The organism is Streptomyces griseus, assembly GCF_001715295.1.
Lineage (GTDB): Bacteria > Actinomycetota > Actinomycetes > Streptomycetales > Streptomycetaceae > Streptomyces > Streptomyces griseus_G.
The window spans coordinates 388,931-415,562 of record NZ_MDKB01000005.1 but is presented as its reverse complement, the minus strand read 5'-3'; the positions used below and the strand labels follow the sequence as shown (position 1 = coordinate 415,562).

At 72.8% G+C, this 26,632-nt stretch carries 23 protein-coding genes; 10 read left to right on the top strand and 13 right to left on the bottom strand.

The genetic code is table 11. From position 1 onward, the window contains the following. Nucleotides 1–17: 17 nt before the first annotated feature. The 8 genes from BA175_RS26645 to BA175_RS26610 all read right to left on the bottom strand — a co-directional run bounded on the left by BA175_RS26645 (nucleotide 18) and on the right by BA175_RS26610 (nucleotide 6,455). Nucleotides 18–827 (bottom strand): SDR family oxidoreductase, encoded by an 810-nt coding sequence (locus BA175_RS26645; protein ID WP_069174063.1) that lies wholly within the window; start codon nucleotides 825–827, stop codon nucleotides 18–20. 109 nt (nucleotides 828–936) lie between these two features. Then, nucleotides 937–1,860 carry a polysaccharide pyruvyl transferase family protein gene (locus tag BA175_RS26640; protein ID WP_069174062.1) on the bottom strand — a complete coding sequence of 308 codons (924 nt, stop codon included), beginning with the start codon at nucleotides 1,858–1,860 and terminating at the stop codon, nucleotides 937–939. After that, nucleotides 1,857–2,954: an FUSC family protein gene (locus BA175_RS26635; protein WP_069174061.1), complete on the bottom strand. Its 1,098-nt coding sequence runs from the start codon at nucleotides 2,952–2,954 to the stop codon at nucleotides 1,857–1,859. The genes BA175_RS26640 and BA175_RS26635 overlap by 4 nt, the downstream gene beginning before the upstream one ends. 115 nt (nucleotides 2,955–3,069) lie before the next feature. Then, on the bottom strand, nucleotides 3,070–3,864 hold the full coding sequence (locus tag BA175_RS26630; protein ID WP_069174287.1) for a SigB/SigF/SigG family RNA polymerase sigma factor: 795 nt from the start codon (nucleotides 3,862–3,864) through the stop codon (nucleotides 3,070–3,072). 177 nt (nucleotides 3,865–4,041) lie between these two features. Further along, nucleotides 4,042–4,704 (bottom strand): HAD family hydrolase, encoded by a 663-nt coding sequence (locus BA175_RS26625; RefSeq protein WP_069174060.1) that lies wholly within the window; start codon nucleotides 4,702–4,704, stop codon nucleotides 4,042–4,044. 148 nt (nucleotides 4,705–4,852) lie between these two features. Then, the gene (locus tag BA175_RS26620; RefSeq protein WP_069174059.1) at nucleotides 4,853–5,314 is read right to left on the bottom strand and encodes a DUF5709 domain-containing protein; all 462 of its coding nucleotides are present in this window, start codon (nucleotides 5,312–5,314) and stop codon (nucleotides 4,853–4,855) included. A 47-nt stretch (nucleotides 5,315–5,361) separates the two neighbouring features. Next, nucleotides 5,362–5,688, bottom strand: a complete 327-nt coding sequence (locus BA175_RS26615) for a plasmid stabilization protein (RefSeq protein WP_069174058.1) — start codon at nucleotides 5,686–5,688, stop codon at nucleotides 5,362–5,364. A 278-nt stretch (nucleotides 5,689–5,966) separates the two neighbouring features. Continuing rightward, nucleotides 5,967–6,455, bottom strand: coding sequence for a hypothetical protein (locus tag BA175_RS26610; protein ID WP_069174057.1), 489 nt, complete (start codon nucleotides 6,453–6,455; stop codon nucleotides 5,967–5,969). A 412-nt stretch (nucleotides 6,456–6,867) separates the two neighbouring features. Between BA175_RS26610 and BA175_RS26605 the strand changes: the two genes are divergently transcribed. The 5 genes from BA175_RS26605 to BA175_RS26585 all read left to right on the top strand — a co-directional run bounded on the left by BA175_RS26605 (nucleotide 6,868) and on the right by BA175_RS26585 (nucleotide 15,361). After that, nucleotides 6,868–7,659, top strand: coding sequence for a VOC family protein (locus BA175_RS26605; RefSeq protein WP_107407650.1), 792 nt, complete (start codon nucleotides 6,868–6,870; stop codon nucleotides 7,657–7,659). Between the two features lie 188 nt (nucleotides 7,660–7,847). After that, complete coding sequence (locus BA175_RS26600; RefSeq protein ID WP_069174286.1) at nucleotides 7,848–8,936, top strand: glutamate--cysteine ligase 2; 1,089 nt, start codon at nucleotides 7,848–7,850, stop codon at nucleotides 8,934–8,936. 181 nt (nucleotides 8,937–9,117) lie between these two features. Further along, entirely contained in the window at nucleotides 9,118–9,957 is an 840-nt protein-coding gene (locus BA175_RS26595; RefSeq protein ID WP_069174055.1) for a class II glutamine amidotransferase, read from the top strand. Between the two features lie 234 nt (nucleotides 9,958–10,191). Then, nucleotides 10,192–12,384, top strand: coding sequence for a transketolase (gene tkt / locus BA175_RS26590; RefSeq protein ID WP_069174054.1), 2,193 nt, complete (start codon nucleotides 10,192–10,194; stop codon nucleotides 12,382–12,384). 289 nt (nucleotides 12,385–12,673) lie between these two features. Continuing rightward, nucleotides 12,674–15,361 (top strand): cellulose binding domain-containing protein, encoded by a 2,688-nt coding sequence (locus BA175_RS26585; protein ID WP_368073326.1) that lies wholly within the window; start codon nucleotides 12,674–12,676, stop codon nucleotides 15,359–15,361. A gap of 187 nt (nucleotides 15,362–15,548) precedes the next feature. On the opposite strand, the gene BA175_RS26580 is transcribed toward BA175_RS26585, so the two are convergent. Next, the gene (locus BA175_RS26580) at nucleotides 15,549–17,732 is read right to left on the bottom strand and encodes a discoidin domain-containing protein (RefSeq protein WP_069174053.1); all 2,184 of its coding nucleotides are present in this window, start codon (nucleotides 17,730–17,732) and stop codon (nucleotides 15,549–15,551) included. A gap of 234 nt (nucleotides 17,733–17,966) precedes the next feature. On the opposite strand from BA175_RS26580, the gene BA175_RS30955 reads away from it, so the two are divergent. From BA175_RS30955 to BA175_RS26565, 3 genes are all read left to right on the top strand, one after another. After that, a complete protein-coding gene (locus tag BA175_RS30955) occupies nucleotides 17,967–18,242 on the top strand; it encodes a hypothetical protein (RefSeq protein ID WP_069174052.1) in 276 nt (91 codons plus the stop codon). A 471-nt stretch (nucleotides 18,243–18,713) separates the two neighbouring features. After that, the gene (locus BA175_RS26570) at nucleotides 18,714–19,478 is read left to right on the top strand and encodes a hypothetical protein (protein WP_069174051.1); all 765 of its coding nucleotides are present in this window, start codon (nucleotides 18,714–18,716) and stop codon (nucleotides 19,476–19,478) included. A gap of 145 nt (nucleotides 19,479–19,623) precedes the next feature. Beyond that, nucleotides 19,624–20,316 carry a class F sortase gene (locus BA175_RS26565; protein ID WP_069174050.1) on the top strand — a complete coding sequence of 231 codons (693 nt, stop codon included), beginning with the start codon at nucleotides 19,624–19,626 and terminating at the stop codon, nucleotides 20,314–20,316. Nucleotides 20,317–20,499: 183 nt separating this feature from the next. Here BA175_RS26565 and BA175_RS32050 read toward each other — a convergent pair whose 3' ends face one another. Then, the gene (locus BA175_RS32050; RefSeq protein WP_079159843.1) at nucleotides 20,500–21,132 is read right to left on the bottom strand and encodes a DNA polymerase ligase N-terminal domain-containing protein; all 633 of its coding nucleotides are present in this window, start codon (nucleotides 21,130–21,132) and stop codon (nucleotides 20,500–20,502) included. A gap of 702 nt (nucleotides 21,133–21,834) precedes the next feature. Here BA175_RS32050 and BA175_RS26555 point away from each other — a divergent pair. Beyond that, the gene (locus tag BA175_RS26555) at nucleotides 21,835–22,827 is read left to right on the top strand and encodes an aldo/keto reductase (RefSeq protein WP_069174049.1); all 993 of its coding nucleotides are present in this window, start codon (nucleotides 21,835–21,837) and stop codon (nucleotides 22,825–22,827) included. 10 nt (nucleotides 22,828–22,837) lie between these two features. Here the strand turns inward: BA175_RS26555 and BA175_RS26550 are convergent, their stop codons facing one another. From BA175_RS26550 to BA175_RS26540, 3 genes are all read right to left on the bottom strand, one after another. Beyond that, on the bottom strand, nucleotides 22,838–24,019 hold the full coding sequence (locus BA175_RS26550; RefSeq protein ID WP_069174048.1) for a serine/threonine-protein kinase: 1,182 nt from the start codon (nucleotides 24,017–24,019) through the stop codon (nucleotides 22,838–22,840). Nucleotides 24,020–24,270: 251 nt separating this feature from the next. Continuing rightward, on the bottom strand, nucleotides 24,271–24,960 hold the full coding sequence (locus tag BA175_RS26545; RefSeq protein WP_069174283.1) for an HAD family hydrolase: 690 nt from the start codon (nucleotides 24,958–24,960) through the stop codon (nucleotides 24,271–24,273). 24 nt (nucleotides 24,961–24,984) lie between these two features. Beyond that, nucleotides 24,985–25,467 (bottom strand): Lrp/AsnC family transcriptional regulator, encoded by a 483-nt coding sequence (locus BA175_RS26540; RefSeq protein WP_069174047.1) that lies wholly within the window; start codon nucleotides 25,465–25,467, stop codon nucleotides 24,985–24,987. Between the two features lie 151 nt (nucleotides 25,468–25,618). Between BA175_RS26540 and nadE the strand changes: the two genes are divergently transcribed. Next, nucleotides 25,619–26,461 carry an ammonia-dependent NAD(+) synthetase gene (gene nadE, locus BA175_RS26535; RefSeq protein ID WP_069174046.1) on the top strand — a complete coding sequence of 281 codons (843 nt, stop codon included), beginning with the start codon at nucleotides 25,619–25,621 and terminating at the stop codon, nucleotides 26,459–26,461. The last annotated feature ends 171 nt before the right edge of the window (nucleotides 26,462–26,632 follow it).

The following is a 26,632-nucleotide window of genomic DNA, read 5'->3' as shown; positions in this document are numbered from 1 at the left end:
ACGGGACGGGCCCCGTCTCAGGGGCGGCGCCAGTCGCCGGAGCGCAGATGGGAACCGGCCTGTGGCCCCATGCGGAGCATGCCGCCGTCCACGACCCATGACGCACCCGTCGTGTAGGACGAGTCGGGTCCCGCCAGGAAAGCGACGACCGCGGCGACCTCACGGGCGTCCCCCGGGCGGCCCAGCGGGATGCCGGGCCGGTCGGAGCTCATCACGTCGGTGTCCTCCTGCCCCGTCATGGGCGTGGCGATCTCGCCCGGAGCCACCGCGTTCACCGTGATGCCGTACTCGGCCAGTTCCAGGGCCATGACCTGGGTCAGCAGGCCCAGACCGCCCTTGGCGGCACAGTACGGAGCCGCCCCGACACGGGGCTGGTGCTCGTGGACGGAAGTGATGTTGACGATGCGGCCGCCGCCGCCCTGCCCGATCATCCGGCCGGCCGCCCGCTGGGAGCAGAGGAAGGGCCCCACCAGGTCGACGTCGAGCACCTCGCGTACCGTCGCGAGCTCCAGGTCGAGGAAGGGGGCCGACGTCCCCGTGCCCGCGCAGTTGACCAGGACGTCGACGCGGCCCAGCTCGTCGGCGAGTGTCTCCACGGCCTCCGCGGCCTCGGGCAGCGCGGTGAGGTCCATCGGGGCCGTCGCGGCGCGGCCGCCCGCCTCCCTGACCTCGGCGGCCGTGGCCTCGGCCCCTTCCCTGTCCGTGTGCCAGGTGATGCCGACGTCCATGTGCTGCTGCGCCAGCGCCACGGCCACGGCCCGTCCGATGCCGGAATCCGCCCCCGTCACCAGCGCGACAGGGGCGAGGGGACGGCTGGTCTCGCTCATCGGTTCCTCCTCCGCCGGGGGACGGCCGGGCGCGGCGCGCACACGTCCGGGACCGGGTACCACCGTGGCCGGGTGCCAAACCTCACCGCCCCGCGCCGCCGGGCCGGTCTCACAGGGGGCCGTCGGCGTCCCCGCCGCCGAGCAGCCGGGCCCTGCGCCGGACCGCGGTCATCCCGCCGGCCGGCGAGAGACACCAGGACCACCACCTGTCCAGGGCCGGTACGGACAGGTCCTCGCAGGGGAGCAGGGCCGGCCAGCCGAGGACATCCGCCTGCGCCGAGACCTTCGCCCCGCCCCACACCGGATCCACGACCAGCGCGGGAACCCCGGCGCGCAGCGCCAGCACCATGCCGTGCAGCCGGTCGGTGACCACGACGTCGAGCCTGGCGACCAGCGCCATGTACTGGTCCGCGGTCCCGCACAGACGCGGGTCCTCGCGGGCCAGCCGCGTGTCCGCGTCGACCCGTGCGCAGTCCTTGCCGGAAAGCCAGGGCAGCAGGACGCCGGCCACCTCGTCGTGGGCGCGCCGGGCCCCGTACTCGCCCTGGCCGTACGTCAGGGCGATCCCGGCCACGGGAGGCGCGGGCCTGACCGGGGCGGAGGCCGCCAGATCCGGCAGGTCCGTGCCGGTGCCGTCACGTGCCACGATCCGGTGGAAGCCCCGCGCCGCCGGCCCGTCCGGGTCCACCACGCTCACCCCGACGGCCAGCCGCCTGCACCCGGCGTACCGCCGGTGCAGCGCGGCGATCTGCTCCCCGTGCACGGGCCCGCACACGAACAGCAGATGCCCGTAGTCCTCGGGGCGGGCCGCGTCCAGGGTGAGCCCACCGGGTTCGAAGACGGGGCTCCACGCGGTGTCGTGAGCGATGCCGAGCCGGCCGAGCGCCTGCGACACCGCCCGCTGGGCGAGCGCGTCCCCCGCGGTGACCTCCCCGTCCCGGAAGCTGAACCAGCCGGTGACCAGCACGCGGCCCACCGGGCCCCGGGGGGCGAGGAGGGCGTCCAGAGTCTCCGTCAGGCGCTGCCGCGTCATCGGCTCACTCTCTTCGGGTCCGGCTCGTCGGCGCCGCCCGGCTCGTCGGCGGGTGTCAGGTCGTCGAGCAGGGCCTGGGTGTCGGCCAGCAGGCTGCCGACCGACGCCGTGACCCCGGGCTCCGCGCCGGACAGCGTGGCGTGCAGGTCGGTATGGGCCTCGTACGCCCGCGCCAGGTGTTCGCCGCGCTGCCGTTCGAGTTCCCCGTCGCCACCGCGCTCCATGACCGTCCGGTCGATGTCGCAGACCTCGGCGGCGGCCGTGAGCAGCACGCCGAGTCCGCTGAGGGCGCGCGCGGGCGGCCGGGGGAGGCGGCGCCGGTCGGACGCGGTCTCCAGGAGGGTCAGCGTCAGGGTCAGGAGCCGGTCGCTGACCCGTGTCCACACCGAGTCCCACGTCTCCGGCGGCGCCGGGCGGACGCCGCGCCGGAAGCGGAGCCCCGGGTTGAGCCGGAGACTCTCCGAAGCCCATCCACGGGCGGTGCGCAGCTCGGCCAGGGCGCGGTAGAGGGCGAGCGCACCCTCGTACCAGCCGGTGGCCCGGGCCTCGTCGTAGTCGTCGGTACCCTCCGCCATGTCCCGGAGGAGATCCGCGCAGGCGCGGGGCAGGGCGCACGCCAGCCGGTGGACCTGCACGGAATGGACGGGCGGCAGCACGAGAGCGTTGACACCGATTCCCACCAGGGCCCCCACCGCCGTCTCCAGCAGGCGGTGCCCCACGGCGAACGGCGAGTACGAGCCGTAGGCGAGCACGAACAACGCGGTGGTGGGCGCGTACAGCCCCTGCTCGCCGACCGGGGCGCAGGTGCCGAGGAGCACGGTCACCGGGAGCACGATGACCATCGCGAGCATCGTGTCCCCGGTCAGGGCAGCCGCACCGGCGGCGAGCAGGGTCCCGGACGCGATCATGACGACCAGCTGGACGGCCGTCCGCACCGACCGGTAGACGGTGCCCTGAACCAGCGCCACCGCGGCCCACGGTGCCATCAGCGCCATGGGCGCCTTCAGCCACCAGCCCGTCAGCGCCCAGGCGAGCGCCGCCGCCCCGGCGGCCTTCAGCGCCTGGACCACCTGGTACCGGTCGGGCCTGGTCACACCCCACGCCGGTGGGCCGGTACGCAGCCTCACAGCGGGCGCGGGGTCGCGGGCGTACGGCGTGGGAAGGAGGCGGCGGCCGTCCCGGCAACGGCGGCCGGTCCGGCACAGGGGGTCACCGCACCTCCTGGAGGGTCTGGATGCGCAGCTGTTCGCAGCACTGGCTGAGCAGACGGGAGACGTGCATCTGCGAGATGCCCAGCGCCTCGGCGATGCTGACCTGCGTCATGTCCCGGAAGTAGCGCAGGTACAGGATGGTCCGTTCGCGTTCGGGCAGCCGGCGCAGACCCGGTTTGACGGCTTCGCGGTCCACGGCGACGTCGAGGGCCGGGTCGCACCGGCCGAGCGTGTCGCCGAGCGAGTAGCCGTCGTCCGTCCCGGGCAGTTCGGCGTCGAGGGACAGGGTGCTGTAACTCTCCAGGGCCTCCAGGCCCAGCAGCACGTCCTCCTCGCTGAGACCGGTCTCGGCCGCCATCTCCGCGCAGGTGGGCGCGCGCCCTTCCCGGGACTGGGAGAGGTCGCGGCGGGCCACGCGCACGCGGTTGCGCAGGTCCTGCACCCGCCGGGGGACGTGCACGTCCCAGGTGTGGTCGCGGAAGTGCCGCTTGAGCTCGCCGGTCACGGTGGGCACGGCGTACGTCTCGAACGCCTTGCCGCGGAACGGGTCGTAGCGGTCGACGGCCTTGACGAGGCCCATCGCCGCCACCTGACGCAGGTCGTCCATGGATTCACCGCGGTTGCGGAAGCGGGATGCCAGACGGTGGGCCATCGGAAGCCAGGCACAGATCGTCTCGCGCCTCAACTCGCCCCGCTCCGGTCCGTCCGGCAACGTGCGCAGCCGCCGGAAGGCGAAGTCGGTCGACGGACTGTCTGCGTGCGGACGCGATGCCGCGGGGGACGACTCGGCCATGCTGCTCACTCCCTCGACGGTGCGGATGCCGGTCACCGTGGGAGCGCATCGAATCGGACGGGTCCCGCCCGGAGTCGAACTCCCACGGGCGTACCTCTGGTCCGAAGCACAAATACCACCTTACCCGACGAAAACTAGGCCAAACGCGTGTGTCGACTTTGCCGGTCCCCGGCCGCTTCAGGACGCTCCGAAGGGGCTGTCGTCCAGATGGGCGAGCAGGTCCGCCGCGTCCTCGTACACCGTGTGCGCACCCGCCTCCACCAGGTCCTCGCGCGGGAGGCCGCCCGAGAGCAGTGCCACGGCCCGTACGCCCGCCCGGACCGCCGTACGCATGTCCCACACGGTGTCGCCGACGAACACCGCGTCCGCCGCGTCCACCACCGCCAGCTCCAGCGCGTGCCGGACCGGCTCCGGAGCCGGTTTGCCCTCGGCCACGTCGTCCGAGCTGGCGGTGTCCAGGATGGCGCTGTCGGCGTCGACGGCCGACCTCAGCGCGTCGAGTTCGCCGCCGCTCGCGGAGGTGACGAGTACGACGCGCCAGCCCCGTCCGGCGACCGCCCGCAGCAGGTCGCCGGCGCCCCTGAAGGCGGGGAGCCGGTCGAAGTAGGTGCCGTAGAGGGTCTTGTGAGCGGCGCTGAGGGCCGCGTCCCCCTCCCGGTCGCGGTCCTCGCCGAGCAGACGCTCGATCAGGTCCTCCGAGCCGAGGCCGACCGCCCGGTGGATCGCCGGCATCGGCACGGTGTGTCCCGCCTGCCGGAACGCCTCCCACCAGGTGACCACGTGCAGATGGTTGGTGTCGGCGAGAGTGCCGTCCACGTCGAAGAGTGCAGCCCGTGCCATGTCCTACCGCTTTCCTCGCTGTGTGCCGACGGCCGCGCGCCGACGGCTCCGTGCGGAGCGCGGGTCCCCGGGGTCGCGCCCGTACGGGTACCCACCCCGCGCCCCGCCTCGGCGGCGGGTACCCGGGCGGCGCGGTGCCATGTCCTTCTCAGAGCCCCTCGTCCTCCTCGTCGGCGATGTGCACGGCGGCTTCCTCGGCCGAAGCGGCCCCGCCGTCGACGCCGACGTCCTCGGCGAACACATCGGTGTGCCGTCCCGCGTCGTCCGAGGCGGTCAGCCTGCCCGCGCGCACGTCACCGGCGATGTCCTCCTGCGGCTCGCCCTCTCCCTGTGCGAGGTCCCCGATGCCGTCACCCTCGGACGGCTGCGGCTCCGTGACCTCCTGGGCGAGGCGCTGATCGAGCGATTCGCCCTCACGCTCCTCCGCGCCCGTCGTGCCGTACTTGTCCACACCCAGCGGCCGCTCGGGAGGCGAGTACCCCTCCTCCATCTGGTCGTCCAGATCGCGTTCGCCCAGGGCGTTCTCCATGTCGAGCTCGTCACTCGGCCGGTTCTGCACACCGTCGTTGGGCGGCTGGTAGACGTCGTCGCCGCGTGCCTCTTCGGACATGGCTCGCTCCTCTTCCCGTTCCTGCCGTGCGTCGCGGGCGCGGCCTCTCAGCGGCCGAGCGCCCGGCGCAGTTCGTCCTTGTTCATCGAGGACCGGCCGTCGATGTTCTTCTTCTTCGCCTCGGCGTAGAGCTGGTCCCGGGTGGGTCCCTGCGCACCCTGGTGGGAACGCTCGCCGCCACGCTGCGCGGCGGACTTGCGGTCCCGGGTGGAGGTGCTGCTCGCGGACTTCGACTCACCGGACCTCGCGCGTTCCTTGTTGACGGTCCTGGCGGCGATCTCCTTCGCCCGGCCCTCGGAGGCGCCGCGCTCCTCCTGGCTCTCCTTGATGTGCTCGTACTGCCGCTCGCGCTTCGGACTGGATCCCGCAGGCATGGCGTGCTCCTCACCTCGTCCGGTCCGCGGCCCGGGTGCCCGGCTTCCGCGGTTTCGTGCTGGGGGCCTGTAACGGCCTCACGGACGCGTTTCCCCTGTGCGGACGGCTAAACGGGGCCGTCGGCGGCCGGCTCTCCGGGAGAGCGGCGGGCGGCGCCCGGCACGGGCACCGCCGGGGCGGCGTCAGGAGCTGTGTTCCCAACTTCCCGACGCCTGAGTTCCCGCGTACGCCGGGAACCTGCTGCTAGGGGTACCCGTCAAAACGGGGCCGAACCGGCTCAGAGGCTCGTCAGGATCTGCGGGGCCAGGTTCTTCACCATGGTGTCGGCCCAGCGCATCTGACGCAGAGTCCGCGGGTGGCAGGTGTCGACCAGCTCCAGCAGGCCGGAATCCCTCGACGCCTGGGCGGCCTGGGCCGGCATCTCCCAGTGGAGGGAGTTCTCCGCCGCGTCCAGGTGCAGGTCCCGCAGGTCACGCAGCAGGAGCAGGCCCGGTTCGGGCCGCCGCCCGACCGTCTCCGCCATCTTCTCCCGCAGCCTCGGCACCAGCCCCGGGCCCGGCTCCGCGGGCCCGGCCAGGTCGAGTCCGCGGGCGCCCGCAGTGTCCGCCACCCGCCGGACGTGCTCGCGCGACCAGCCGGCGAGATCGGCGCAGACGTGGTACACCTCGTGCTCGGTCCGGTGGCGCTCGCCCACCGCCATGAGCTGCCGGGCGAGGTGGTTCTCGCCGTGGTGCACCGCGCGCAGGACGAGCCCCGTCCCCTTCACCGGGTGCCTCCCGGAGCTGCCGGCCACGGCTGCGCCGGGCCCTGTACGACGCGGACGCCGGAGCCGCCCCGGGTCGCGCGGACCCGGGCGGTGTCCACCGGCGCGGACGCGGGCGGCCCGGGTCCCGCCCCGCCGACACGACCCCGCGCTCGCGACGCCGGGGGCGTCGCGCCGGGTACGTTCGCTGACGCGTCAGTCACCGGCCGGCGGCCGCCCGGCGCACGCCCACGCACGCCGAGGGCTGTCCCGCATTCCCGGCGCGCGCGACGACAGCTACGGCACCTCGCCGCGTTGTCGACACGTCCACATGCATCCGGTGTGCGGACGTCCCTCCGCCTTGCGATGCACCGCATCTGACGCCGCGCGCTGACAGACCGGACATCGCGGGCCGACCCTTGGGGAGCGGATGCCGATGTCGGTCGAGGAGAACGCCCTGCCGGTCCAGGGGGCCCCGTGCTGGATGCAGCTGATGGTGCGCGACCTGGCGGGCGCGGAGGCCTTCTACGCCTCCGTGCTCGGGTGGAGCTTCGGGCGCAGCACCCTGGGCGAGGGCTACTCCACGGCACTCGTCGACGGCCGGCCGGTGGCCGGGCTCGGCGTCCACGCACGGGACCGGGGCCCCGCCACCGTATGGACTCCGTACTTCGCCGTCAGGGACGCCGACCTGACCGCCGCGAAGGTGCGCGAGCGCGGGGCCACCGTCGCCGTCGGGCCGCTACGCAAGGGCCACGGACGCGCTGCGCTCGCCTCGGACCGTGACGGTGCCGTGTTCGGCTTCTGGGAGGGCCCCACCCCGGCATGGGCGGTGGGGGAGGGCAGCGCCCCAGCCCGGCTGGAACTCCTGACCAGGGACGTGTTCGAGGCGGCCATCTTCTACGGCGAGGTCCTCTCCTGGTCAGGCGCGGACGCCGGCGACGGCGTGGAGATCGTCTACCAGGAGGAACGGATCATCGTCCGGTCCGACGGCCGGCCCCTGGCCCTCCTGCACGGCGGGGCCGTCGAGCAGGACCCCGACCCGAGGGTCCGGCCCCGGTGGGTGGTCCACTTCGACGTCACCGACGCCGAACGGGCCGCCTCCGCCGCGGTCGACGCGGGCGGGACGGCCACACCCGCCGCCCCGGGGCCCGGTGTCCAGGGCCCCGGATACGTCATCCGCGACCCGGAGGGCGGACTGTTCACCGTCTCCTGCCGCGCCGACGGCTGAGCGCCCGCCCGGGTCCGGGGAACGCCGGTGAAGAAGGGCCGGGGTGTTCCGGCCGCGCGCGGGCAGGAGGCGGTCCGGTAGGAGGACGAGGAGAATGAGAGGGACCGCCGCGCGTGAAGCCCCCGCCCCGCCGAACGGGCCGGGCCATGGGCTTCCTCGGGCGGGCGGCCCGTGAGAGGGGTGCTCCGTTGCGTTACGTCGGTGTCGAGGAGGAACTCCTGCTGGTGGACACGGACACCTACGAGCCGTGTGCGGTGTCGGCCGCGGTGCTCGCCATGGCCGACCGGGCGGGTGCGGACGACGACATCTTCCAGAAGGAACTGCAGGGACAGCAGTTGGAGTTCGCCACCCGCCCGCAGTCCGACATGGGGGCGCTCGAGGCGGAGATCAGGAGCAGACGGAGGGAGTCCGCGGAGCACGCCGGCAGGCTGGGCGCCTCCGTGGCCGCGCTCGCGACCTCTCCGCTGCCGGTCAGCCCGGCCATCAGCGCGGACGAGCGGTACCGCTGGATGCGGCGGGAGTTCGGGCTCACCGCGCTGGAACAGCTGACGTGCGGGTGCCATGTGCACGTGTCGGTGGAGTCCGACGAGGAAGGAGTGGCCGTCGTCGACCGGATCAGGCCGTGGCTGTCCCCCCTGCTCGCCATGAGCGCCAACTCCCCGTTCTGGCAGGGGATCGACACGGGCTACCGGAGCTACCGGAGCCGGGTCTGGGGGCGATGGCCGTCGGCCGGGCCCACGGACGTGTTCGGGTCGGCGCAGCGGTACCACGACCACGTGGCCGCGATGATCGCCACCGGCGTCGTACGCGACCGGGGCATGGTCTACTTCGACGCCCGGCTGGCGCAGAACCATCCGACGGTCGAGGTGCGGGTGGCCGACGTGTGCCTGGACGCGTCGACCACCGTCCTGCTGGCCCTCCTGGTGCGGGGCCTCGTGGAGACGGCCGCGCGGGAGTGGCGGGAGGGCGTGCCGCCCCTGCCGGTCGGTGCGGGGCTGCTGCGCCTGGCGTCGTGGAGAGCGGGCCGCTCCGGCCTGGACGACATCCTGATCCACCCGCACACCATGACGCCCGGCCCCGCCGAAGCAGCTCTGGAGGCGCTGCTGGACCACGTGAGCGACGCACTCGAGGACATGGGCGATCTGCCGCTCGCCCGCGAGGGCATGAGCCGCCTCCTGCGGACCGGCAACGGCGCACGCCGGCAGCGGGAGCTGCTGCGGCGCACCGGGGACCTGAAAGCGGTGATCGCGGACTGCGTGCACCGCACCCAGGAGTGACCGGGGCGGCGAAGGCCCCCGGCCTCCGGCGCGCGCCGGAGGCCGGGGGCGCGGCGGGCCGACTCCGCGCCCCGCCCGGATCCTGCCTGGTTTGCCGCCCGGTCACAGCCCTGGTTCGCTGGTAGCGGGGGCAGCGGGCGGAGAGCCGCCCGCCGGGCGGGGCGGAGGAAGGGACGACGTCATGTGCCGATGGCTCGCCTACGCGGGTTCACCCGTCCTGCTGGACGACATCCTCTACAAGCCGGCGCACTCGGTGATCGACCAGAGCCTGCACGCGAAGATGGGCGTCGAGACGACCAACGGCGACGGATTCGGCATCGGCTGGTACGAACCGGGGTCCGGCCGCGCCGCCCCGGCGGTCGTGCGCGACACCGGCCCCGCGTGGAACAACCGCAATCTCCGGGAGATCGCCGGGCACGTCCGGTCACCCCTCTTCTTCGCCCATGTGCGGGCGTCGACGGGGACCGCCGTACAGCAGTCCAACTGCCATCCGTTCCGGCGCGGGCGGTGGATGTGGATGCACAACGGCGCCGTGAAGGACTTCGACCGGCTCCGCCGGGAGATGTGCCTGGCGGTCGATCCGGCCCTCTTCGCCTCCATCGAGGGGTCGACCGACTCCGAGGTGATGTTCTACCTGGCCCTCACGTTCGGCCTGGACCAGGACGTCCCCGGTGCTGTGGCGCGCATGGCCGGGTTCGTGGAAGGACTGGGCCGGGACCACGGCATCGAGAACCCGCTCCAGATGACGATCGCCGTGGCGGACGGCCGGCAGCTGTGGGCCTTCCGGTACTCGAGCCGGGGCAGGTCGCGCTCGCTCTTCTACAGCAACCGGGTGGACAGCGTGCGCACCCTGCACCCGAATCTGGCGCTCATGCGCGAACTGTCCGACGACACCCGCATGGTGGTCTCCGAGCCCGTGGGCGACCTCCCCGGGGTGTGGAACGAGATGCCGGAGGCCACGTACACGGTCGTGCCCTCTCAGGACGGCGACTACGCGCCCTTCACCCCGGTGCCGGCCTGACACCCGGCGGGCCGCTCCGCGATCAGGGCCTTGACGGGCCGTACGCGGGGTAGGCGTGGGGTCGACGGGCCCCTCGTCGCCGTCACCCGGCGTCCCCCGCAGGCGCCGGGCCCCGCCCCGCCGGTCCGCTCCGGGTGCGGAGGGCGGTGCGGGAACCGAGGATGCGAGGGGTGGCGGGCCGCACCGGCCGGCACCGTCGTACCGAGAAGCGATATCCCGAGGGAGACGAACACCATGGCGCCCGAGCGATCCTCTTCCGGCAGCACAGCCTCGCGCGACCCCGGCCTCGCCCGGCCGGTGGCCGGACGGGCGGGGTGGAGCGAGGTGGACCTGCGGGCGGTGGACACCGTCCGGGTGCTCGCCGCGGACGCCGTCCAGAAGGCGGGCAACGGGCACCCCGGCACGGCCATGAGCCTGGCACCGCTCGCCTACCTGCTGTTCCAGCAGGTCATGCGGCACGACCCGGCCGACGACCAGTGGCTCGGCCGGGACCGCTTCGTCCTCTCCTGCGGCCACACCAGCCTCACGCTGTACATCCAGCTGTACCTGGCGGGCTACGGACTGGAGATGAAGGATCTCCAGGCGCTGCGCACCTGGGGATCGGCGACCCCCGGACACCCCGAGTACCGCCACACCCGGGGCGTCGAGATCACCACCGGTCCGCTGGGCCAGGGGATGGGCGCGGCCGTCGGCATGGCGATGGCGGCCCGCAGGGAACGCGGACTGCTCGACCCGGACGCCGCCCCCGGCACCAGCCCGTTCGACCACCACGTGTACGTGGTCGCGTCGGACGGCGACATGATGGAAGGCGTCGCCTCCGAGGCCTCCTCGCTCGCCGGACACCAGCGGCTGGGCAACCTCATCGCCTTCTACGACTCGAACCACATCTCGATCGAGGACGACACCGACATCTCCTTCAGCGAGGACGTCCCCGCCCGTTACGCCTCCTACGGCTGGCACGTGCAGACGGTGGACTGGACGCGTACGGGTGACTACGTCGAGGACGTGGACGCGCTGCTGGCCGCGATCGAGGCGGCGCAGGAGGAGCGGGACCGGCCGTCCCTGATCATGCTCCGCACCGTCATCGGCTGGCCCGCCCCCACGAAACGGAACAGCGGCAAGGCCCACGGCTCCGCGCTGGGTGACGACGAGGTCGCCGCCACCAAACGCCTCCTGGGCTTCGACCCCGACGCCCGCTTCGCGATCGAGGACGAGGTCCTCGCCCATGCCCGGGCGGTCGGGGAGCGGGGCAAGGAGGCGCACGCGCTGTGGGACAACGGCTACCAGGAGTGGAGGACCGCGAACCCGGACCGCGCGGCCCTGCTGGACCGCCTGCGGGACCAGAAGCTCCCCCAGGGCTGGACCGACGCGCTGCCGGTCTTCCCTGCCGACCCCAAGGGCATGGCCACCCGCAAGGCGTCGGGTCTCGTGCTCACCGCGCTCGCGCCGGTCCTGCCCGAGCTGTGGGGCGGCTCCGCGGACCTGGCCGGCAGCAACAACACCACCATGGACGGCGAGCCGTCCTTCGTCCCGGCCGAGCGGCAGACCGACGAGTTCCCGGGCGGGCCCTACGGGCGGACCCTGCACTTCGGCATCCGGGAACACGCGATGGGCGCCGTACTCAACGGCATCGCCCTGCAGAGCCTCACCCGTCCCTACGGCGGTACGTTCCTGACGTTCAGCGACTACATGAGGCCGGCGGTCCGCCTCGCCGCCCTGATGAAGCTCCCCGCCACCTACGTGTGGACCCACGACTCGATCGGTCTGGGGGAGGACGGCCCGACGCACCAGCCGGTCGAACACCTCGCGGCCCTGCGCGCGATCCCGGGCCTGGACGTCGTACGCCCGGCCGACGCCAACGAGACCACGGTCTGCTGGCGGACGATCCTGGAGCACCCGGACCGGCCCGCCGGCCTGGTGCTGACCCGGCAGAACCTGCCCGTGCTGGACCGCGGCGACGGGAACCTCGCCCCGGCGCAGGGAGCGGCGCGCGGCGCCTACGTCCTCGCCGAGGAGCCCGGGGACGGCGCCCCGGACGTCATCCTGGTTGCCACGGGTTCCGAGGTGCACATCGCCCTCGAGGCGCGTGCGCTCCTCGCCACGGAGGGCCTGCGCGTCCGTGTGGTGTCGATGCCCAGCCGTGAGTGGTTCGCCGCGCAGCCCGCCGCCTACCAGGACGAGGTTCTGCCGTCGGCCGTACGCGCCCGCGTGAGTGTCGAGGCCGCCGTCGGCCAGGGCTGGCGGGAGGTGGTCGGCGACGCCGGCCGGATCGTGAGCCTCGAGCACTACGGCGAGTCCGCCGACTACCGGCGGCTGTACGAGGAGTTCGGCTTCACCCCGGAGGTGGTCGCCGCGGCCGCCCGCGAGAGCATCGGCGACGCGGCCGCCGCCCCCGTGCCCGGCGGCCGGCGCGGAACCTCCGGCTGAGGATCGGCGAACCCGACGCCGCACCGGCGGCGCGTGGAGCCGCCCGCCCCCGTCCGCCCGACGGTTGGGCGGGCGGCACCGGCCGGACCACGCGCCCCGGGCCGTCACCTCCGCGCGCGGGCGAGCCACCGAGCGGGAGGGCGAGCCCATACATCCGATGAAACGTTCGCACCACCCTTCTCTCGGGTGACGTGCGGCGCTACCATCGGGGTGCTTTTGGGAGCGCTCCCACTCTGTGTCATCCCCGTACCGCCGCCGTGCGGCGGTCCAGCCCGGAGAGGACGTGCCTGTGCGCCCCAGCGCAAGACCCTTCGCCGCCCTACTGGCGGCCCTCGCCCTGACCGCAGGGTTGTCGATCACCGGCAACCCGGCTGCGGCACAGCCCGACGTGGCGCCCACCGTGACCGAGGCATCCGATGTGTCCACCGCAGCGGACACCTACACCTGGAAGAACGCACGGATCGACGGCGGCGGCTTCGTACCGGGCATCGTCTTCAGCCGGTCCGAGAAGAACCTCGCCTACGCCCGCACCGACATCGGCGGCGCCTACCGCTGGGACCAGGCGGGCAGAGAGTGGAAGCCACTGCTGGACTGGGTGGACTGGGACCGGTGGGGCTGGTCCGGTGTGGTCAGCCTCGCCTCCGACACCGCGGATCCCGACAACGTGTACGCGGCCGTCGGCACCTACACCAACAGCTGGGACCCGACGAACGGCGCGGTCCTGCGCTCCTCCGACCGCGGCGCCTCCTGGAAGGCCACCACACTCCCCTTCAAGCTCGGCGGCAACATGCCGGGGCGCGGCATGGGCGAGCGGCTCGCGGTCGACCCCCACAAGAACTCCGTGCTCTATCTGGGCGCGCCCAGCGGCAACGGGCTGTGGCGCTCCACCGACGCGGGCGTCACCTGGTCCCAGGTGAAGGCCTTCCCGAACCCGGGGAACTACGTCCAGGACCCCTCCGACAGCAGCGGGTACGGCAGCGACAACCAGGGCATCGTATGGGTGACCTTCGACGAGCGCTCGGGCAGCGCCGGCAACGCCACCCGGAACATCTACGTCGGTGTCGCCGACAAGGACAACACCGTCTACCGCTCCACGGACGGCGGCGGCACCTGGTCGCGGATCGCCGGCCAGCCGACCGGATACCTCGCACACAAGGGGGTGCTCGATCCGGGTACGGGCTACCTGTACCTGACGACGAGTGACACGGGCGGCCCGTACGACGGCGCCAAGGGCCGCGTCTGGCGCTACGACACGGCGACCGGCCGGTGGACGGACGTCAGCCCTGCCGCGGAGGCCGACACCTACTACGGCTTCAGCGGTCTCTCCGTGGACCGGCAGAAACCCGGCACCCTGATGGCCACGGCCTACAGCTCGTGGTGGCCCGACACGCAGATATTCCGGTCCACGGACAGTGGCGCGACCTGGACGCGGGCCTGGGACTACACCAGCTACCCCGACCGCTCGAACCGCTACACCCAGGACATCTCCTCCGTCCCCTGGCTCAGCTGGGGCGCCAGTCCCGCGCCGCCCGAGACCGCGCCCAAGCTGGGCTGGATGACGGAGTCGCTGGAGATCGACCCGTTCGACTCCGACCGGATGATGTACGGCACCGGGGCGACGGTCTACGGGACCGAGAACCTCACCTCGTGGGACTCCGGCGGCCGGTTCTCCGTCACTCCCATGGTGAAGGGGCTGGAGGAGACGGCGGTCAACGACCTGGCGAGCCCGCCCTCCGGGGCGCCCCTGCTGAGCGCGCTCGGTGACATCGGGGGCTTCCGGCACACGGACCTCGACACGGTGCCCCGCATGATGTTCACCTCGCCCACCCTCGATACGACCACCAGCCTCGACTTCGCGGAGTCGTCCCCGGACACGGTCGTACGCGTCGGCAACGCCGACGCCGCCCCGCACATCGGCTTCTCCACCGACAACGGGGCCAACTGGTTCCAGGGGTCCGAGCCCTCCGGGGTCACCGGTGGAGGCACGGTCGCCGCCGCCGCGGACGGCAGCGGATTCGTGTGGAGTCCCGACGGCGCGGGCGTCCAACGCACCACCGGGTACGGCTCCTCCTGGACCCCGTCCACCGGGATTCCCGCCGGGGCGGTCGTCGAGTCGGACCGGAAGAACCCGAAGAAGTTCTACGGGTTCAAGGCCGGCACCTTCTACGTGTCGTCCGACGGTGGCTCCACCTTCACCGCCAGGGCGAGCGGACTGCCCGCCGAGGGCAACGTCCGTTTCAAGGCGCTGCCGGGAGCCGAGGGTGACATCTGGCTCGCGGGCGGAACGGCTACGGGCGCGTACGGGCTGTGGCGCTCCACCGACTCCGGGACGCGCTTCACCGCACTCCCGGGTGTGGAGCAGGCCGACAGTGTGGGCTTCGGTAAGGCCGCCGCCGGTGCCTCCTACCCGACGGTCTTCGTCAGCGCGAAGATCGGAGGGGTGCGCGGCATCTACCGGTCGACGGACACGGGCGCGCACTGGACCCGGATCAACGACGACGCGCACCAGTGGGGCTGGACCGGAGCCGCGATCACCGGCGACCCGCGCGTGTACGGACGGGTGTACGTCTCCACCAACGGCCGCGGCATCCAGGTCGGGGAGTCCTCCGACACCGACGGCGGCACGGACCCCGGCACCGGGGAGCCTCCGGCGGGCGCCGGCTGTGCGGTGTCGTACACGGTCACCAACCAGTGGCCCGGCGGTTTTCAGGCCGAGGTGAAGGTCACCAACACCGGCAGTTCGCCCTACGACGGCTGGGAACTGGGCTGGTCCTTCGGGGACGGGCAGAGGATCACGCAGATGTGGAACGCGGTGCACCGCCAGGACGGCGCCCGTGTGGCGGCGGCAGACGCCGGGTGGAACGGGAAGGTGGACGCCGGTTCCTCCGCCGGCTTCGGCTTCTCGGGCACCTGGACGGGCCGGAACGCCGAACCGGACGCGTTCACGCTCGGCGGCAAGGCCTGCACGGTCACCTGACGCGCGGAGCGGTGCGGGGCGCTCCACCCGCCCCGCACCGGCACCTCGTCTGACCGGAGGACGAGAGATCACCTCCCGGATCCCGGCAGCCTCCGGAACGCTTCCCCGGGACGTGACGCGGGGCCCGGCAGCGTCCGCCGGGCCCCGCGCCGAACGCCGCACCTCACCCGGCGCCTCTCGTCCCGCCTCAGGGAAAGGACACCACCTGGGACGGGACGGTCGACGTCCCGGAGGTGGGGGACCCGGTGTTGTTGATGACGTGCTCGTACTGGCCCTGCCCGCCCAGCGACACCACCAGCAGGTCGTGGAAGCGCACGCCGGGCCTCACCGGCGCCTGGAAACCGTGCTGCTGACGGATGGTCGGGTTGACGTTGTAGTAGCAGTAGCTGCCCATGCCCCAACCCTCGTGGGTGGTGACGGCGTCGCCGACCTTGTAGGCGGCGTACCCCTTGATGTCCCCGTTCTGGACGGCGGCCTGGTCGGGTGCGTCGTACGCCTTCTCGTTCTGGAAGAAGACGGTCTTCCCCCGCTCGCCGTACCACTGGACGTCGTACTTGTTGAAGTGCTCGACGAACAGGCCGGTGGCCAGGACGTCGTCACCGTTCACCCGTAGACCGTAGTCGGACCGGTTGGTCTCCCACCCGACGCCGTCGCCGTGGTCGGCGCGCCAGAGCCAGGTGTGGTCGACGACGGTGTCGTCGCTGTTGACCACCATGCCGGTGGTGGCCTTGCCGGCGCCCGCGCCGCCGACCCGGACGAAGACGTCCTGGACGGTGGTCGGGTCGGCCGCGTGGTCGGCCGAGGCGCCCTCGGGTCCCACCTCGACGAGGACCTGGGAGTTCTGCGTACCGGCATCGATCAGCAGGCCGGCCAGTCTCACCCCGTCGACGTCACCGACCTTCACGGCGGTCACCCCGTTGTCCGGGATGATCGTCGCGAGGCCGAGGCCGAGCGCGACGGTGCCGGCGCGGTTGATCTCGATGGGCTCGTCCACGTGGTAGATGCCCGGGGTGAAGAGCAGGTGCAGTCCCTGGCGCACCGCCGCGTTGATGGTTTGGGCGGTGGCGCCCGGCTTGACGACGTAGAACCGGTCCAGCGGGACGGACTCGCCCTGCGGCGTGCCGCTCCACGAGACGCCTCGCGCGCCGGTGCGCTTGGCCGGGACGAAGACCTTGTAGTCGTTGCCGTCCAGGTAGAGGAACGGCTTCTCGCGCGAGACCGGGGTGCTGTCCAGCGTGGTGTACGGAGGCTCGGGGAAGCTCTGTGCGGGAGCGCCTTCGACACCGGAGAAGGTCATGTTCCACACCCCGTTGCCCCAGCCGCCGACGGAGCTGTCACGGGTGTACCACTGCTGCTGGGAGTAGGGGCTCACCTGGCCGTCGATCTTGCTGTCGGCGATGTAGCCGCCGCTGGCCCAGCCGTAGCCGTCGGGTGCGAGATTGAGCCCGCCCCTGACGTGCATCCGGCGGAAGGGAGCGGCCTGGGAGACGGCCCAGCGGTCGGTGCCGTTGACGGGGTTGAGCGCGAGGTTCTCGGCCGAACGCCAGAAGTTCTGCGTGGCGTTGCCGTTGAACCAGCCGGCGTCGACGGTCACGTCACCGTTGAAGGTCGTGTCGTCGGGCTTGAGGCCGAGGCCCGCGATCGAGGTGTAGAAGCCGATCTGGGCGTTGATGTTGTCGTACGTCCCCGGCTTGAACATCAGGGCGTACCGTCCGGTGCCGAACTGCGCCGACTCCTGCCGCTTGAAGATCTCGTCGACCTTGCCCTGGATGTTCGGTGTCGAGGGGTCGAACACCAGGACGTTGGGCCCGAGATCGCCGCCGCCGGGAATCTGCGGGTCCACCCCGCCGCCGGCCGTGCCGAACACCTGGAACTCCCAGAGGGAGTACCCGTACGCGGTGGCGCGGGTGGTGCCGGTCAGCCGGACGTAGCGGGCGGTGCCGGAGACGTCGAGGGTCTCCGTGCCGCCCGGACCCGTCGTGGTGGAGTAGGCCGTGCTCCAGGTGCTGTCGTCGGACGAGAACTCGACCCGGTAACCGGTGGCGTAGGCGGCCTCCCAGCGCAGCACGATCTGGCTCACGGAGGCGGCGGACCCCAGATCGACCTTGATCCACTGCGGGTCGGAGAAGGCGCTCGACCAGCGGGTCCCGTTGTCGCCGTCGACCGCGGAGGCGGCGGGGGTCCCGCCGTTCTCCTGACTCGAGGAGGTGACCGCCCTGCCCTGGGAGAGCAGTGCCGGCGCCGCGCTCGCGGGGGTCTGCGGGACGAAGGCGAGGAGGGAGAGGACGAGGCCGGCGACCGCGGCGAGCGCGCTGCCGCGCCGTCGGCTCGGGGCCGGCAGGAGGGTGCGGAGTGTGGGGGGTGCGTGCATGGGGTCTCCTGAGTCGTGGGGCGGGTACACGACGCGCACAGCCGGAGAGCGCTCTCTCCGGCTGGGCGAGATACTTCTCTCTTGTTGCGAACGCGTCAAGAGTTGGCGCCCGGTTGATGCGACAGGGCCCGTGGGCGACAAGAACTGACGGCACGACATCGGCAGCGGCCCCGCCGGCTCACCCCTCCTCGGTGACGGTGATGGTGACGAACCGAGTGGAGACCCGTTCGGGACGTGGCCGACGTGGCCGACGTGGCCGACGTGGCCGACGTGGCCGACGTGGCCGACGTGGCCGACGTGGCCGAGGTGGCCGAGGTGGCCGAGGTGGCCGAGGTGGCCGAGGTGGCCGCCCGCATGCCGGGCCGCTTCCGTCCGCACGTGGCCGACGTGCGCGCGAGCGCCCGAGCGGTGTGGCGAGAGGAGACCGGCTCGCGTCCCGCCCGTACCGGCAGGGTCACCTCGCTGTCCGTGGCCCCGTCGGCGCCGGTGCACCGTCATGGCCGGCGGTGAAGAGCACCGGGGCGTCCACGAGGGATGCCTGGTCGTCGAAGTCCCTTACCGAGCGGCTCGGTTCACCCGCGTGCAGGCCCTCCGGTGCCACCGGCCGGCCGTCGCCGACGGCCCGTCGGCCGCCAGGCCGGGTTCCTCGGAACTCCGGCGGAAGGGACGGCGAGGCCCCGCCTCCTCCGTGACCGGCAGGAAGGCGTGCACCCAAGCAGGCCGGACCGAGGGCTCCGCACCGCCTGCCATCCCCTGCACCGGTGATCATCCGCTACTCAAACCCCCTACCGGCGTGGCGTGCCCTCCAACGGGTGACATCTGGCTCCCCGTCACACGTTGAGCCCACTCCGTAGCTCGAATGCGGGGTCCCCGAGTGGTGCGCCCCCGGGTTTCGGCTGACGGTGGATCACGTCGCCCCCGCGATCCGATGAGCCGGCAACCGGCCGGCCTGCGCGGGGATGGCGAAAGGACTGTGTATCCATGCGCTCTGCCCGCACCCTGTTCGCATCGGCCGCCGTCACGGCGGTCCTCGCGGTCACCGCCCCCGCCGCATACGCCGTGACCTCGGCCGATGGCTGGGACAAGGACAGCGGCTCCTCCTCCAGCAGCGACGACGGCCGTGAGAAGCCGGACTCGTGGAAGCACGAGAAGCCCGAGGGCGGTATGCACGCCGGTGGTGGCGCGCTGGCCGGCGTCTCGTCGGACGACTGGGAGAAGGACAAGGAGAAGGACAAGGAGAAGGAGAAGGGCTCCGAGGCCGGTAGCGACGACGGCCGTGAGAAGCCGGACTCGTGGAAGCACGAGAAGCCCGAGGGCGGTATGCACGCCGGTGGCGGTGCGCTGGCCGGCGTCTCGTCGGACGACTGGGAGAAGGACAAGGAGAAGGACAAGGAGAAGGAGAAGGGCTCCGAGGCCGGTAGCGACGACGGCCGTGAGAAGCCGGACTCGTGGAAGCACGAGAAGCCCGAGGGCGGTATGCACGCCGGTGGCGGTGCGCTGGCCGGCGTCTCGTCCGACGACTGGCAGAAGGACAAGGAAGAGGGTTCCGAGGCCGGCGGCGACGGCCGTGAGAAGCCGGAGAGCTGGAAGCACGAGAAGCCCGAGGGCGGAATGCACACCGGTGGTGGAGCCATGGCTCTGTCCGGCGGCAGCCTGGCCGCGGGTTCGGTCCTGATGCTCGGTGGCATCGGTGCCGCCGCGTACCGGCTGCGCCGCCGCAACGCCTCGGGTGCCGCGGCGGTCTGACGGACCCCCGGGCACCACTGACCGAACGCTGTCGTGGCCGCCGCCCTTCCCGGGCGGTGGCCGCGCCGATTTCCCCCTCCGGCCGGGCAGCACCCAGCTGACCCCGCCGCTTCCCCGTACCCCGTACGCGAAAGGCAGTACCCGTATGGCCGCCCAGCAGCCGTCCGAACCGGATTCAGCCTCCCCTGCCCTCGGCCGTTCCCTGCTGTGGCCCGCCGTGGCGGTGGGGCTGGGCTTCCTCCTCGTCTACAACTCCTTCGACGCCTCCGCGGGAGTCCCGCCCGCCCCCTCCGCCCCGGTCCTGGCAGCTCCTGCCGCCACGGCTCCCGCTCCCTCCGCCTCACCCTCCGCGTCCGCAGCCGTCGACGGACTGCCCAGGTCGGAGCCCACGCGTATCTCGATCGGGGAGATCGCGGTCGACGCGCCCTTCACGCCGCTGGCCATCGGCCCGACCGGACAGCTGAACGCGCCGCCCGCGGACGACGCCAACCTGGTCGGCTGGTTCGAGGACGGGGCCACCCCGGGTGAGCGCGGTACCTCGGTGGTGGCCGGGCACGTCGACACGAAGACGGGTCCGGCCGTGTTCCTGCTGCTCAGTACCCTGAAGGCGGGCAGCACGGTGGACATCACCCGGAAGGACGGCGTCGTGGCCACCTTCAAGGTGGATTCGGTCGAGACGTTCAGCAAGACCGACTTCCCCAACGACCGTGTGTACGCCGACAACGACAGCGCCCAGTTGCGGCTGATCACCTGCGGCGGTGAGTACGACAAGAAGGCGAAGGACTACAAGGACAACGTCGTGGTGTTCGCCCATCTGAACTCCGCCAAGAAGTCCTGACACCGGCCCGGCGTCCGCTCGTACCCCTACGGGCGGCGTCGGGTCACCCCTCACCGCGACGGCGGCCGCCCGGCGCACGGCGCGATGCCGTCGCCGTCGCTGCCCGCCCGCCGGACAGGCCCTTGGCCCGGGGAGGCGCAAAGCTCACCGGCTGCGCCGACGGGCGGGCCGCGCCCGGAGCGTTCAGCGGGTGCTCTGCCGCTCCGCGGCGGCGACCTGGTGCAGGGTCCGGCCGGTGCGGGCCGAGCGGGCGTGGTACGGATCGGGCGTGCCCGGCCGGTCGTGGACGGCCTGCCGATCGTTCGCCTTGATCAGCAGCCACGCCTCAGGGCCCTCGGTGCCGCCCTCCTCGCCCACGTGGAAGCGGGTGAGGGCGAACTCCCCGTGCAGCTTGGTCCCGGCGAGCCGGAAGGTGGCGTGCCCGCGCTCCAGGGCCTCGCTGAGCGGAACGGGGGCGCCGGAGGGATCGTGGCTGAGCGACTGGTACGTGCCCTGGTCCCAGACGATGACCGTGCCGCTGCCCTGTTCGTCCTGCGGGATGACGCCCTCGAACGCGCCGTACTCCAGCGGATGGTCCTCCGTCGGGACGGCCAGCCGTTTGTCCCGGGGGTTGTCCGAGGGCCCGCGCGGCACGGCCCACGACCTGAGTACGCCGTCGACCTCGAGCCGGAAGTCGAAATGCATGCGCCGGGCGTCATGGATCTGCACCACGAAACGCCGTGTGCCTTCGGTGTCCATGACCGTGTCCTTCCGACGGGGAGCGGTCGGACGGTGCGTACCCCGCCCGCTCCTCGGGGCCGTGCGGGTCCAGCACAGTCCGTTATCTCCACTGTGCCGCCGTCGGCCGCGTACCGCACGGCGCGCCCGTACGGCCCGCACCTCACGGCCCCGGCCGCACGCCACGGGGCCGCACGGCCGTCGGTCGGTCTGTGTACCGCTCCGGTGCCGCGTCGGCCGCGGCCCGCGAACCGTGCCACCGGGTGGTGACCGGTTCCCGGACCCGAATCTCCTCCGGCATCCCCAGGGAGCAGGCGTCGGAGGTCCGTCCGCGGTGCGCCGGGTCCCCGGCGACCGCAGCAGGTCCACCACCCGCAGGTCCGAGGCCGACGGGTCCAGGGCGCGGCCCGCCGCGTACGCCGTGCGGCCGGCCGGGACGCGGTACGGTGCGCTCGCGCTGTCGGGCACCGGCAGCGCGCGGCCGTCCAGGTCCCCGAAGACCACCGTGGGGGCGCGGTCGACGACGCAGGCGTGACCGCCGCGGTCGGTGACGCTGATCCGCAGGGTCTCCGGAGGACCGGAGGCCGCGGCGGCGACCTCCATGTCGCCCTCCCGGCAGAGCGGGGGAGCAGCGCTCGCGGGCGGTGCGGCCGCCGAGGCACCCGCCGGGGCGGCGAGGGCGAGGGTGGAGAGAACGGCGGGCACGGTGAGTACGTGGCGGATACGCATGAGGGGTCCGTTCCCCCGCCGGCTCGCTCCTCCCCGTGGTCACCGGCGCCGGCCCGCACCCGCCGACGTAGCATGATCGGCATGGAGCATCGCACACTCGGCAGGACAGACCGTGACGTATCGGTCGTAGGACAGGGTACCTGGCAGCTCGGTGGGGACTGGGGGGAGGTGGCGGAGGCCGACGCCTTCGCAGTCCTGGACGCCGCCGTCGAATCGGGGGTCACCTTCTTCGACACCGCGGACGTGTACGGCGACGGGCGCAGCGAACAGCTCATCGGCCGCTACCTCAAGGACCGCCCGGACGCGGACGTCTTCGTGGCCACGAAGATGGGCCGACGCGCCGATCAGGTCCCGGAGAACTTCGTACTCGACAACTTCCGTGCCTGGAACGACCGTTCGCGCGCCAACCTCGGCGTCGACACGCTCGATCTCGTACAGCTGCACTGCCCGCCCACGAGCGTCTACTCCTCGGACGCGGTCTACGACGCTCTCGACACGCTCGTCGCCGAGCAGCGGACCGCCGCCTACGCGGTGAGCGTCGAGACGTGCGCCGAGGCGCTGAAGGCCATCGCCAGGCCCGGGGTCGCCAGTGTCCAGATCATCCTCAACCCGTTCCGCCTCAAGCCGCTCGACGAGGTGCTCCCGGCCGCCGTGGAAGCAGGCGTCGGCATCATCGCGCGGGTGCCGCTGGCGTCCGGGCTGCTGTCGGGGAAGTACACGGCGGACACGGTCTTCGCTCCCGAGGATCACCGCACGTACAACCGACACGGCGAGGCGTTCGACCAGGGCGAGACCTTCTCCGGTGTCGACTACGCGACCGGCGTGGCCGCGGCGAAGGAGTTCGCCGCCCTGTCGCCCGAGGGCGCCACACCCGCGCAGACCGCGCTGCGCTGGATCATCCAGCAGCCGGGCGTCACGAGCGTCATCCCCGGAGCGCGTTCACCGGAGCAGGCCCGCGCGAACGCCGCGGCCGCCGCGCTTGCGCCGTTGCCGCAGAGCACCCTGGACGCGGTGCGTGACCTGTACGACCGCCGGATCCGCGCGGAGGTCCACTCCCGCTGGTGACCGCGCGGGCTCAGTCCTCGTCGTCCCGGTCCTCGTGGTTGCTTCCGCCGTCCTGCCCGGGGTTCCCCCCGGTGGGGCCGGCCGGGGCGTCGGGCGTCGGCGCCCCCGCGGTCGGGGAGACCGCGGGGTCCGGGGTGTCCGCCGCACCGGAGTCCGGTGAGAACAGGACGGTTCCCAGATACACCGCGGCCACGAAGGCGATCGTCCCCGCGACGGCGCTCGCCACACGGGGGCGGCGGCGGATGGCCTCGCCCGTGCTCATCCGGGTCGTGGTCGCCGACCGGGTCCCCCGGGGGGCGGGAGCCGCCCGTCTTCGGCCGGTGGCCTGGGGCAGCCGGTACGTCGGGGCGGGCTGAGCGGCCGGTGCGGCGGCCGCCGGAGGCGTCGCGACGGGCGGAGCGGTGGGGATGTGGTGCGGCAGTGGCTCGGGGCGCCCGCGCCAGGCGTCCGTCCGGAACCAGTCGGAGACCTGCTGCGCACTCGGCCGGTCCTCGGGCTTCTTCGCCAGCAGTCCCAGCAGATACGAATCGAAGGCGGGGGAGATGTCGACCCCCCGCTGCCTGACGGGCACCGGGGGAGTGTCCACGTGCTGGTAGAGCGTCGCCGTCGCCGTGTCCGAGCGGAACGGCGGGTCTCCCACCAGCAGTTGGTAGATGACACAGCCCAGGGAGTACATGTCCGACGCCGAGTCGGCGGTACGCCCGAGGGCCCGCTCCGGAGCCAGGTACAGGCTGGTGCCGACGATGTGGCCGGCCGTGGTCAACGCCGTCGAGGGATCGTCGACGAACTGGGCTATGCCGAAGTCCCCGATCTTCACGGACCCTTCGGCGTCCAGCATCAGGTTGCCCGGCTTGATGTCACGGTGGACGATGCCCTGCCGGTGCGCCGCGGCCAGACCGGCCGCGGCCTCCCCGGCGATCCGGGCCACCTGTTCCGGCCGGATCCGGTCCTCGGCCTCCAGCAGGTCCCCGAGGCTCCTGCCCTCGACCAGCTCCATCACCAGGAAGAAGCGGTCCTCCCAGGAGCCGAAGTCGAAGACGGCGACCAGGTGGGGATGGCTGAGTCGCGCCGCGGTCTGCGCCTCCAGGCGGAACCGCGCGGTCGACGAGGCGTCGGCGTGGTCGCCCAGCAGCAGCTTCACGGCCACGGCACGGCCCAGCACTTCGTCCGTGGCACGCCACACCTCGCCCATACCGCCACGGCCGATGGGGGATATCAACCGGTACCGTCCAGCTACCAGCACCTGTGCACACCAATCTCGAACTGTGGCCCGCTCCGACTGCCGCGGCGGTGACCCGGTCGGCCTCGTGGGCTCGGTTCGGTGCGTGGGGCACGCGGCATGATCAGGATATCCGGCCCGGGGACCACTCCTCGCCCGGTCGGCCGCAGTCCTTCAGGTTCCGGCCATTCACCGGGCCGGAACCTGAAGGACTGCGGCCGGAATCAGCCGCCCGTGAGCCGGTCGAGTACGGCGGCCGCCTCGAACTCGGCCTGTCCGCCCGGAAAGAGGAGTTCCGCGGACCTGAACACCGCCTCGTCCGCGGCGGACCGGACGGAGGGGACCGCGATACAGCGCATGCCCGCCGCGTGCGCCGCTTCCACACCCGGCACGGCGTCCTCGACCACCACGCAGGCGGACGGTTCCACACCGAGCCGCCGGGCGGCCTCCAGGAACACGTCGGGCGCGGGCTTGCCGCGCGCCACCTCCTCGGCGGACACGCACACGGGGAAGTACGCGTCCAGCCCCGTGACCGCGAGCGTGGCCTCGATCGCGGCCCGCGACGAACCCGACGCCACCGCCATCACGACCCCGTCGCCGTGGAGACGCTCCACGAGCGTGCGCATCTCGGGGAAGACCTCGGTGCGGGCTCCGGCGAGCTCCAGGTAGCGGGCGTTCTTGCCGGCCAGGAGTTCGTCGACCGACGCGTCGATCCCGTACTCCGCGCGCAGGACGGTGAGCGTCTCGCGCGTGCCGACCCCGATGAAACGGGAGTGGTTCTCCCAGCTGAAGTCCGTCACGCCGTAGCGGGAGAGGAGACGGCGCCCCGCCTCGTAGTAGTTCGGCTCGCTGTCGACGAGGGTCCCGTCGAGGTCGAAGAGGACACACGGAGCCGAAGGGCGCGGAGAACTCATGGACCCCAGCATGCCGGACGCCGATCAGCCCGGACCGCCCACCGCCCGCCCCACCGCTTCGACCAGCGGCAGGACACGGTGCGCCACCCGCTCGCGCAGGGCCACCTCGGTCCGCGTCCGCACCACGCCCGGGAGCTGGATCAGCTGCTGGATCACGTCCTCCAGGTGGCCGTTGTCCCGGGCCACGACCCGCGTCAGCAGATCGCCTCCGCCGGTGGTGGAGAACGCCTCGATGATCTCGGGGACGCCCGCGAGGGCCTCGCCCACCTCGTCCAGGTGTCCCTGGGTCACTTCCAGGTGGACGAAGGCGAGAACCGGGTGGCCGAGCGCCGCCGGGGAGAGGGCCGGTCCGGTACCGGTGATCACCCGGTCCCGTTCGAGTCGGTCCAGACGGGCCTGCAGGGTGCCGCGGGCCACGCCCAGGAGACGCGCGTACTCGCGCACGCTGGTGCGCGGCTGCTCGAGGAGCAGGCGCAGGATGCGGGTGTCGAGGGCGTCCACCGCCATGTCCGGCTGCTCTCCTCCTGGCTCGGTGATCCGACGCCCGACTCTACCCAGCGGCCCCGTCCGCCGCGTCCGCCACCGTCCCGACGGGGTCCCGGTCCCGGCCGGGCACCCGCGTCCACCGGCGGCTGCGGCCCGTCAGTACAGTGGGCGGATGGTGAACCTACGGGAGCAGATCCTCGCCGAACTCGGCGTCAAGGCGGCCGTCGTCCCCCAGGCCGAGATTCGGGAGCGGGTCGACTTCCTCAAGGACTACCTGCGGTCGACGCCGGCCACGGGCTTCGTGCTCGGGATCAGCGGTGGCCAGGACAGCACGCTGGCCGGCCGGCTGTGCCAGCTCGCGGTCGAGGAGTTGCGGGCCGAGGGGCACGAGGCCACCTTCGTCGCCGTGCGGCTGCCGTACGGAGTGCAGGCCGACGAGCACGACGCGCAGATCGCGCTGGAGTTCATACGGCCGGACCGCTCGGTCGCGGTGAACGTCAAGCCGAGCGCGGACGCCGTCGCCGCGGAGTCGGCCCTCGGCCTGCGGGAGCTGCTGGGCACCGAACCCGCCCTGCGGGACTTCGTACGCGGCAACATCAAGGCCCGCGAGCGCATGGTGATCCAGTACTCGATCGCCGGACAGCTCGGCCTCCTCGTCGTGGGCACCGACCACGCGGCCGAGGCGGTCACCGGCTTCTTCACGAAGTACGGCGACGGCGGTGCCGACGTGACCCCGCTGACCGGGCTGACCAAGCGGCAGGGCGCGGCTCTGCTGCGGGAGCTGGGTGCGCCGGCGAGCACCTGGGAGAAGGTACCGACCGCGGACCTCGAGGACGACCGGCCCGCGCTGCCCGACGAGGTCGCGCTGGGCCTGACGTACGCCGAGATCGACGACTACCTGGAAGGCGCCGAGGCCGCGCCGGAGCTGGCGGCCCGGGTGGAGGCGGTCTACCTCGCGACCCGCCACAAGCGGACCGTCCCGGTCAGCCCGCTCGACGACTGGTGGCGGAACTGATCCCGTCCGGCAGCTCGACCGGGGCCGGCAGGACCGATCCGCTCAGAGGCCGCTTCGTGGGGGAGCCGATCCGGCCCCGGACCCCACGCGACGGATGCCGGCGGAGCGGATCCGCCCCCCTTCACCCGCGGCGAACCCACCCGCGCCCCGCCTCCCGGCCGTAGTCGGCAG

Coding starts and splice junctions, on each gene's coding strand:
- BA175_RS26645 (WP_069174063.1), bottom strand. CDS start 827: ATGAGCGAGACCAGCCGTCCCCTCGCCCCTGTCGCGCTGGTGACGGGG.
- BA175_RS26640 (WP_069174062.1), bottom strand. CDS start 1,860: ATGACGCGGCAGCGCCTGACGGAGACTCTGGACGCCCTCCTCGCCCCC.
- BA175_RS26630 (WP_069174287.1), bottom strand. CDS start 3,864: ATGGCCGAGTCGTCCCCCGCGGCATCGCGTCCGCACGCAGACAGTCCG.
- BA175_RS26625 (WP_069174060.1), bottom strand. CDS start 4,704: ATGGCACGGGCTGCACTCTTCGACGTGGACGGCACTCTCGCCGACACC.
- BA175_RS26620 (WP_069174059.1), bottom strand. CDS start 5,314: ATGTCCGAAGAGGCACGCGGCGACGACGTCTACCAGCCGCCCAACGAC.
- BA175_RS26615 (WP_069174058.1), bottom strand. CDS start 5,688: ATGCCTGCGGGATCCAGTCCGAAGCGCGAGCGGCAGTACGAGCACATC.
- BA175_RS26605 (WP_107407650.1), top strand. CDS start 6,868: ATGTCGGTCGAGGAGAACGCCCTGCCGGTCCAGGGGGCCCCGTGCTGG.
- BA175_RS26595 (WP_069174055.1), top strand. CDS start 9,118: ATGTGCCGATGGCTCGCCTACGCGGGTTCACCCGTCCTGCTGGACGAC.
- tkt (WP_069174054.1), top strand. CDS start 10,192: ATGGCGCCCGAGCGATCCTCTTCCGGCAGCACAGCCTCGCGCGACCCC.
- BA175_RS26580 (WP_069174053.1), bottom strand. CDS start 17,732: ATGCACGCACCCCCCACACTCCGCACCCTCCTGCCGGCCCCGAGCCGA.
- BA175_RS26570 (WP_069174051.1), top strand. CDS start 18,714: ATGCGCTCTGCCCGCACCCTGTTCGCATCGGCCGCCGTCACGGCGGTC.
- BA175_RS26565 (WP_069174050.1), top strand. CDS start 19,624: ATGGCCGCCCAGCAGCCGTCCGAACCGGATTCAGCCTCCCCTGCCCTC.
- BA175_RS26555 (WP_069174049.1), top strand. CDS start 21,835: ATGATCGGCATGGAGCATCGCACACTCGGCAGGACAGACCGTGACGTA.
- BA175_RS26550 (WP_069174048.1), bottom strand. CDS start 24,019: ATGGGCGAGGTGTGGCGTGCCACGGACGAAGTGCTGGGCCGTGCCGTG.
- BA175_RS26545 (WP_069174283.1), bottom strand. CDS start 24,960: ATGAGTTCTCCGCGCCCTTCGGCTCCGTGTGTCCTCTTCGACCTCGAC.
- BA175_RS26540 (WP_069174047.1), bottom strand. CDS start 25,467: ATGGCGGTGGACGCCCTCGACACCCGCATCCTGCGCCTGCTCCTCGAG.
- nadE (WP_069174046.1), top strand. CDS start 25,619: ATGGTGAACCTACGGGAGCAGATCCTCGCCGAACTCGGCGTCAAGGCG.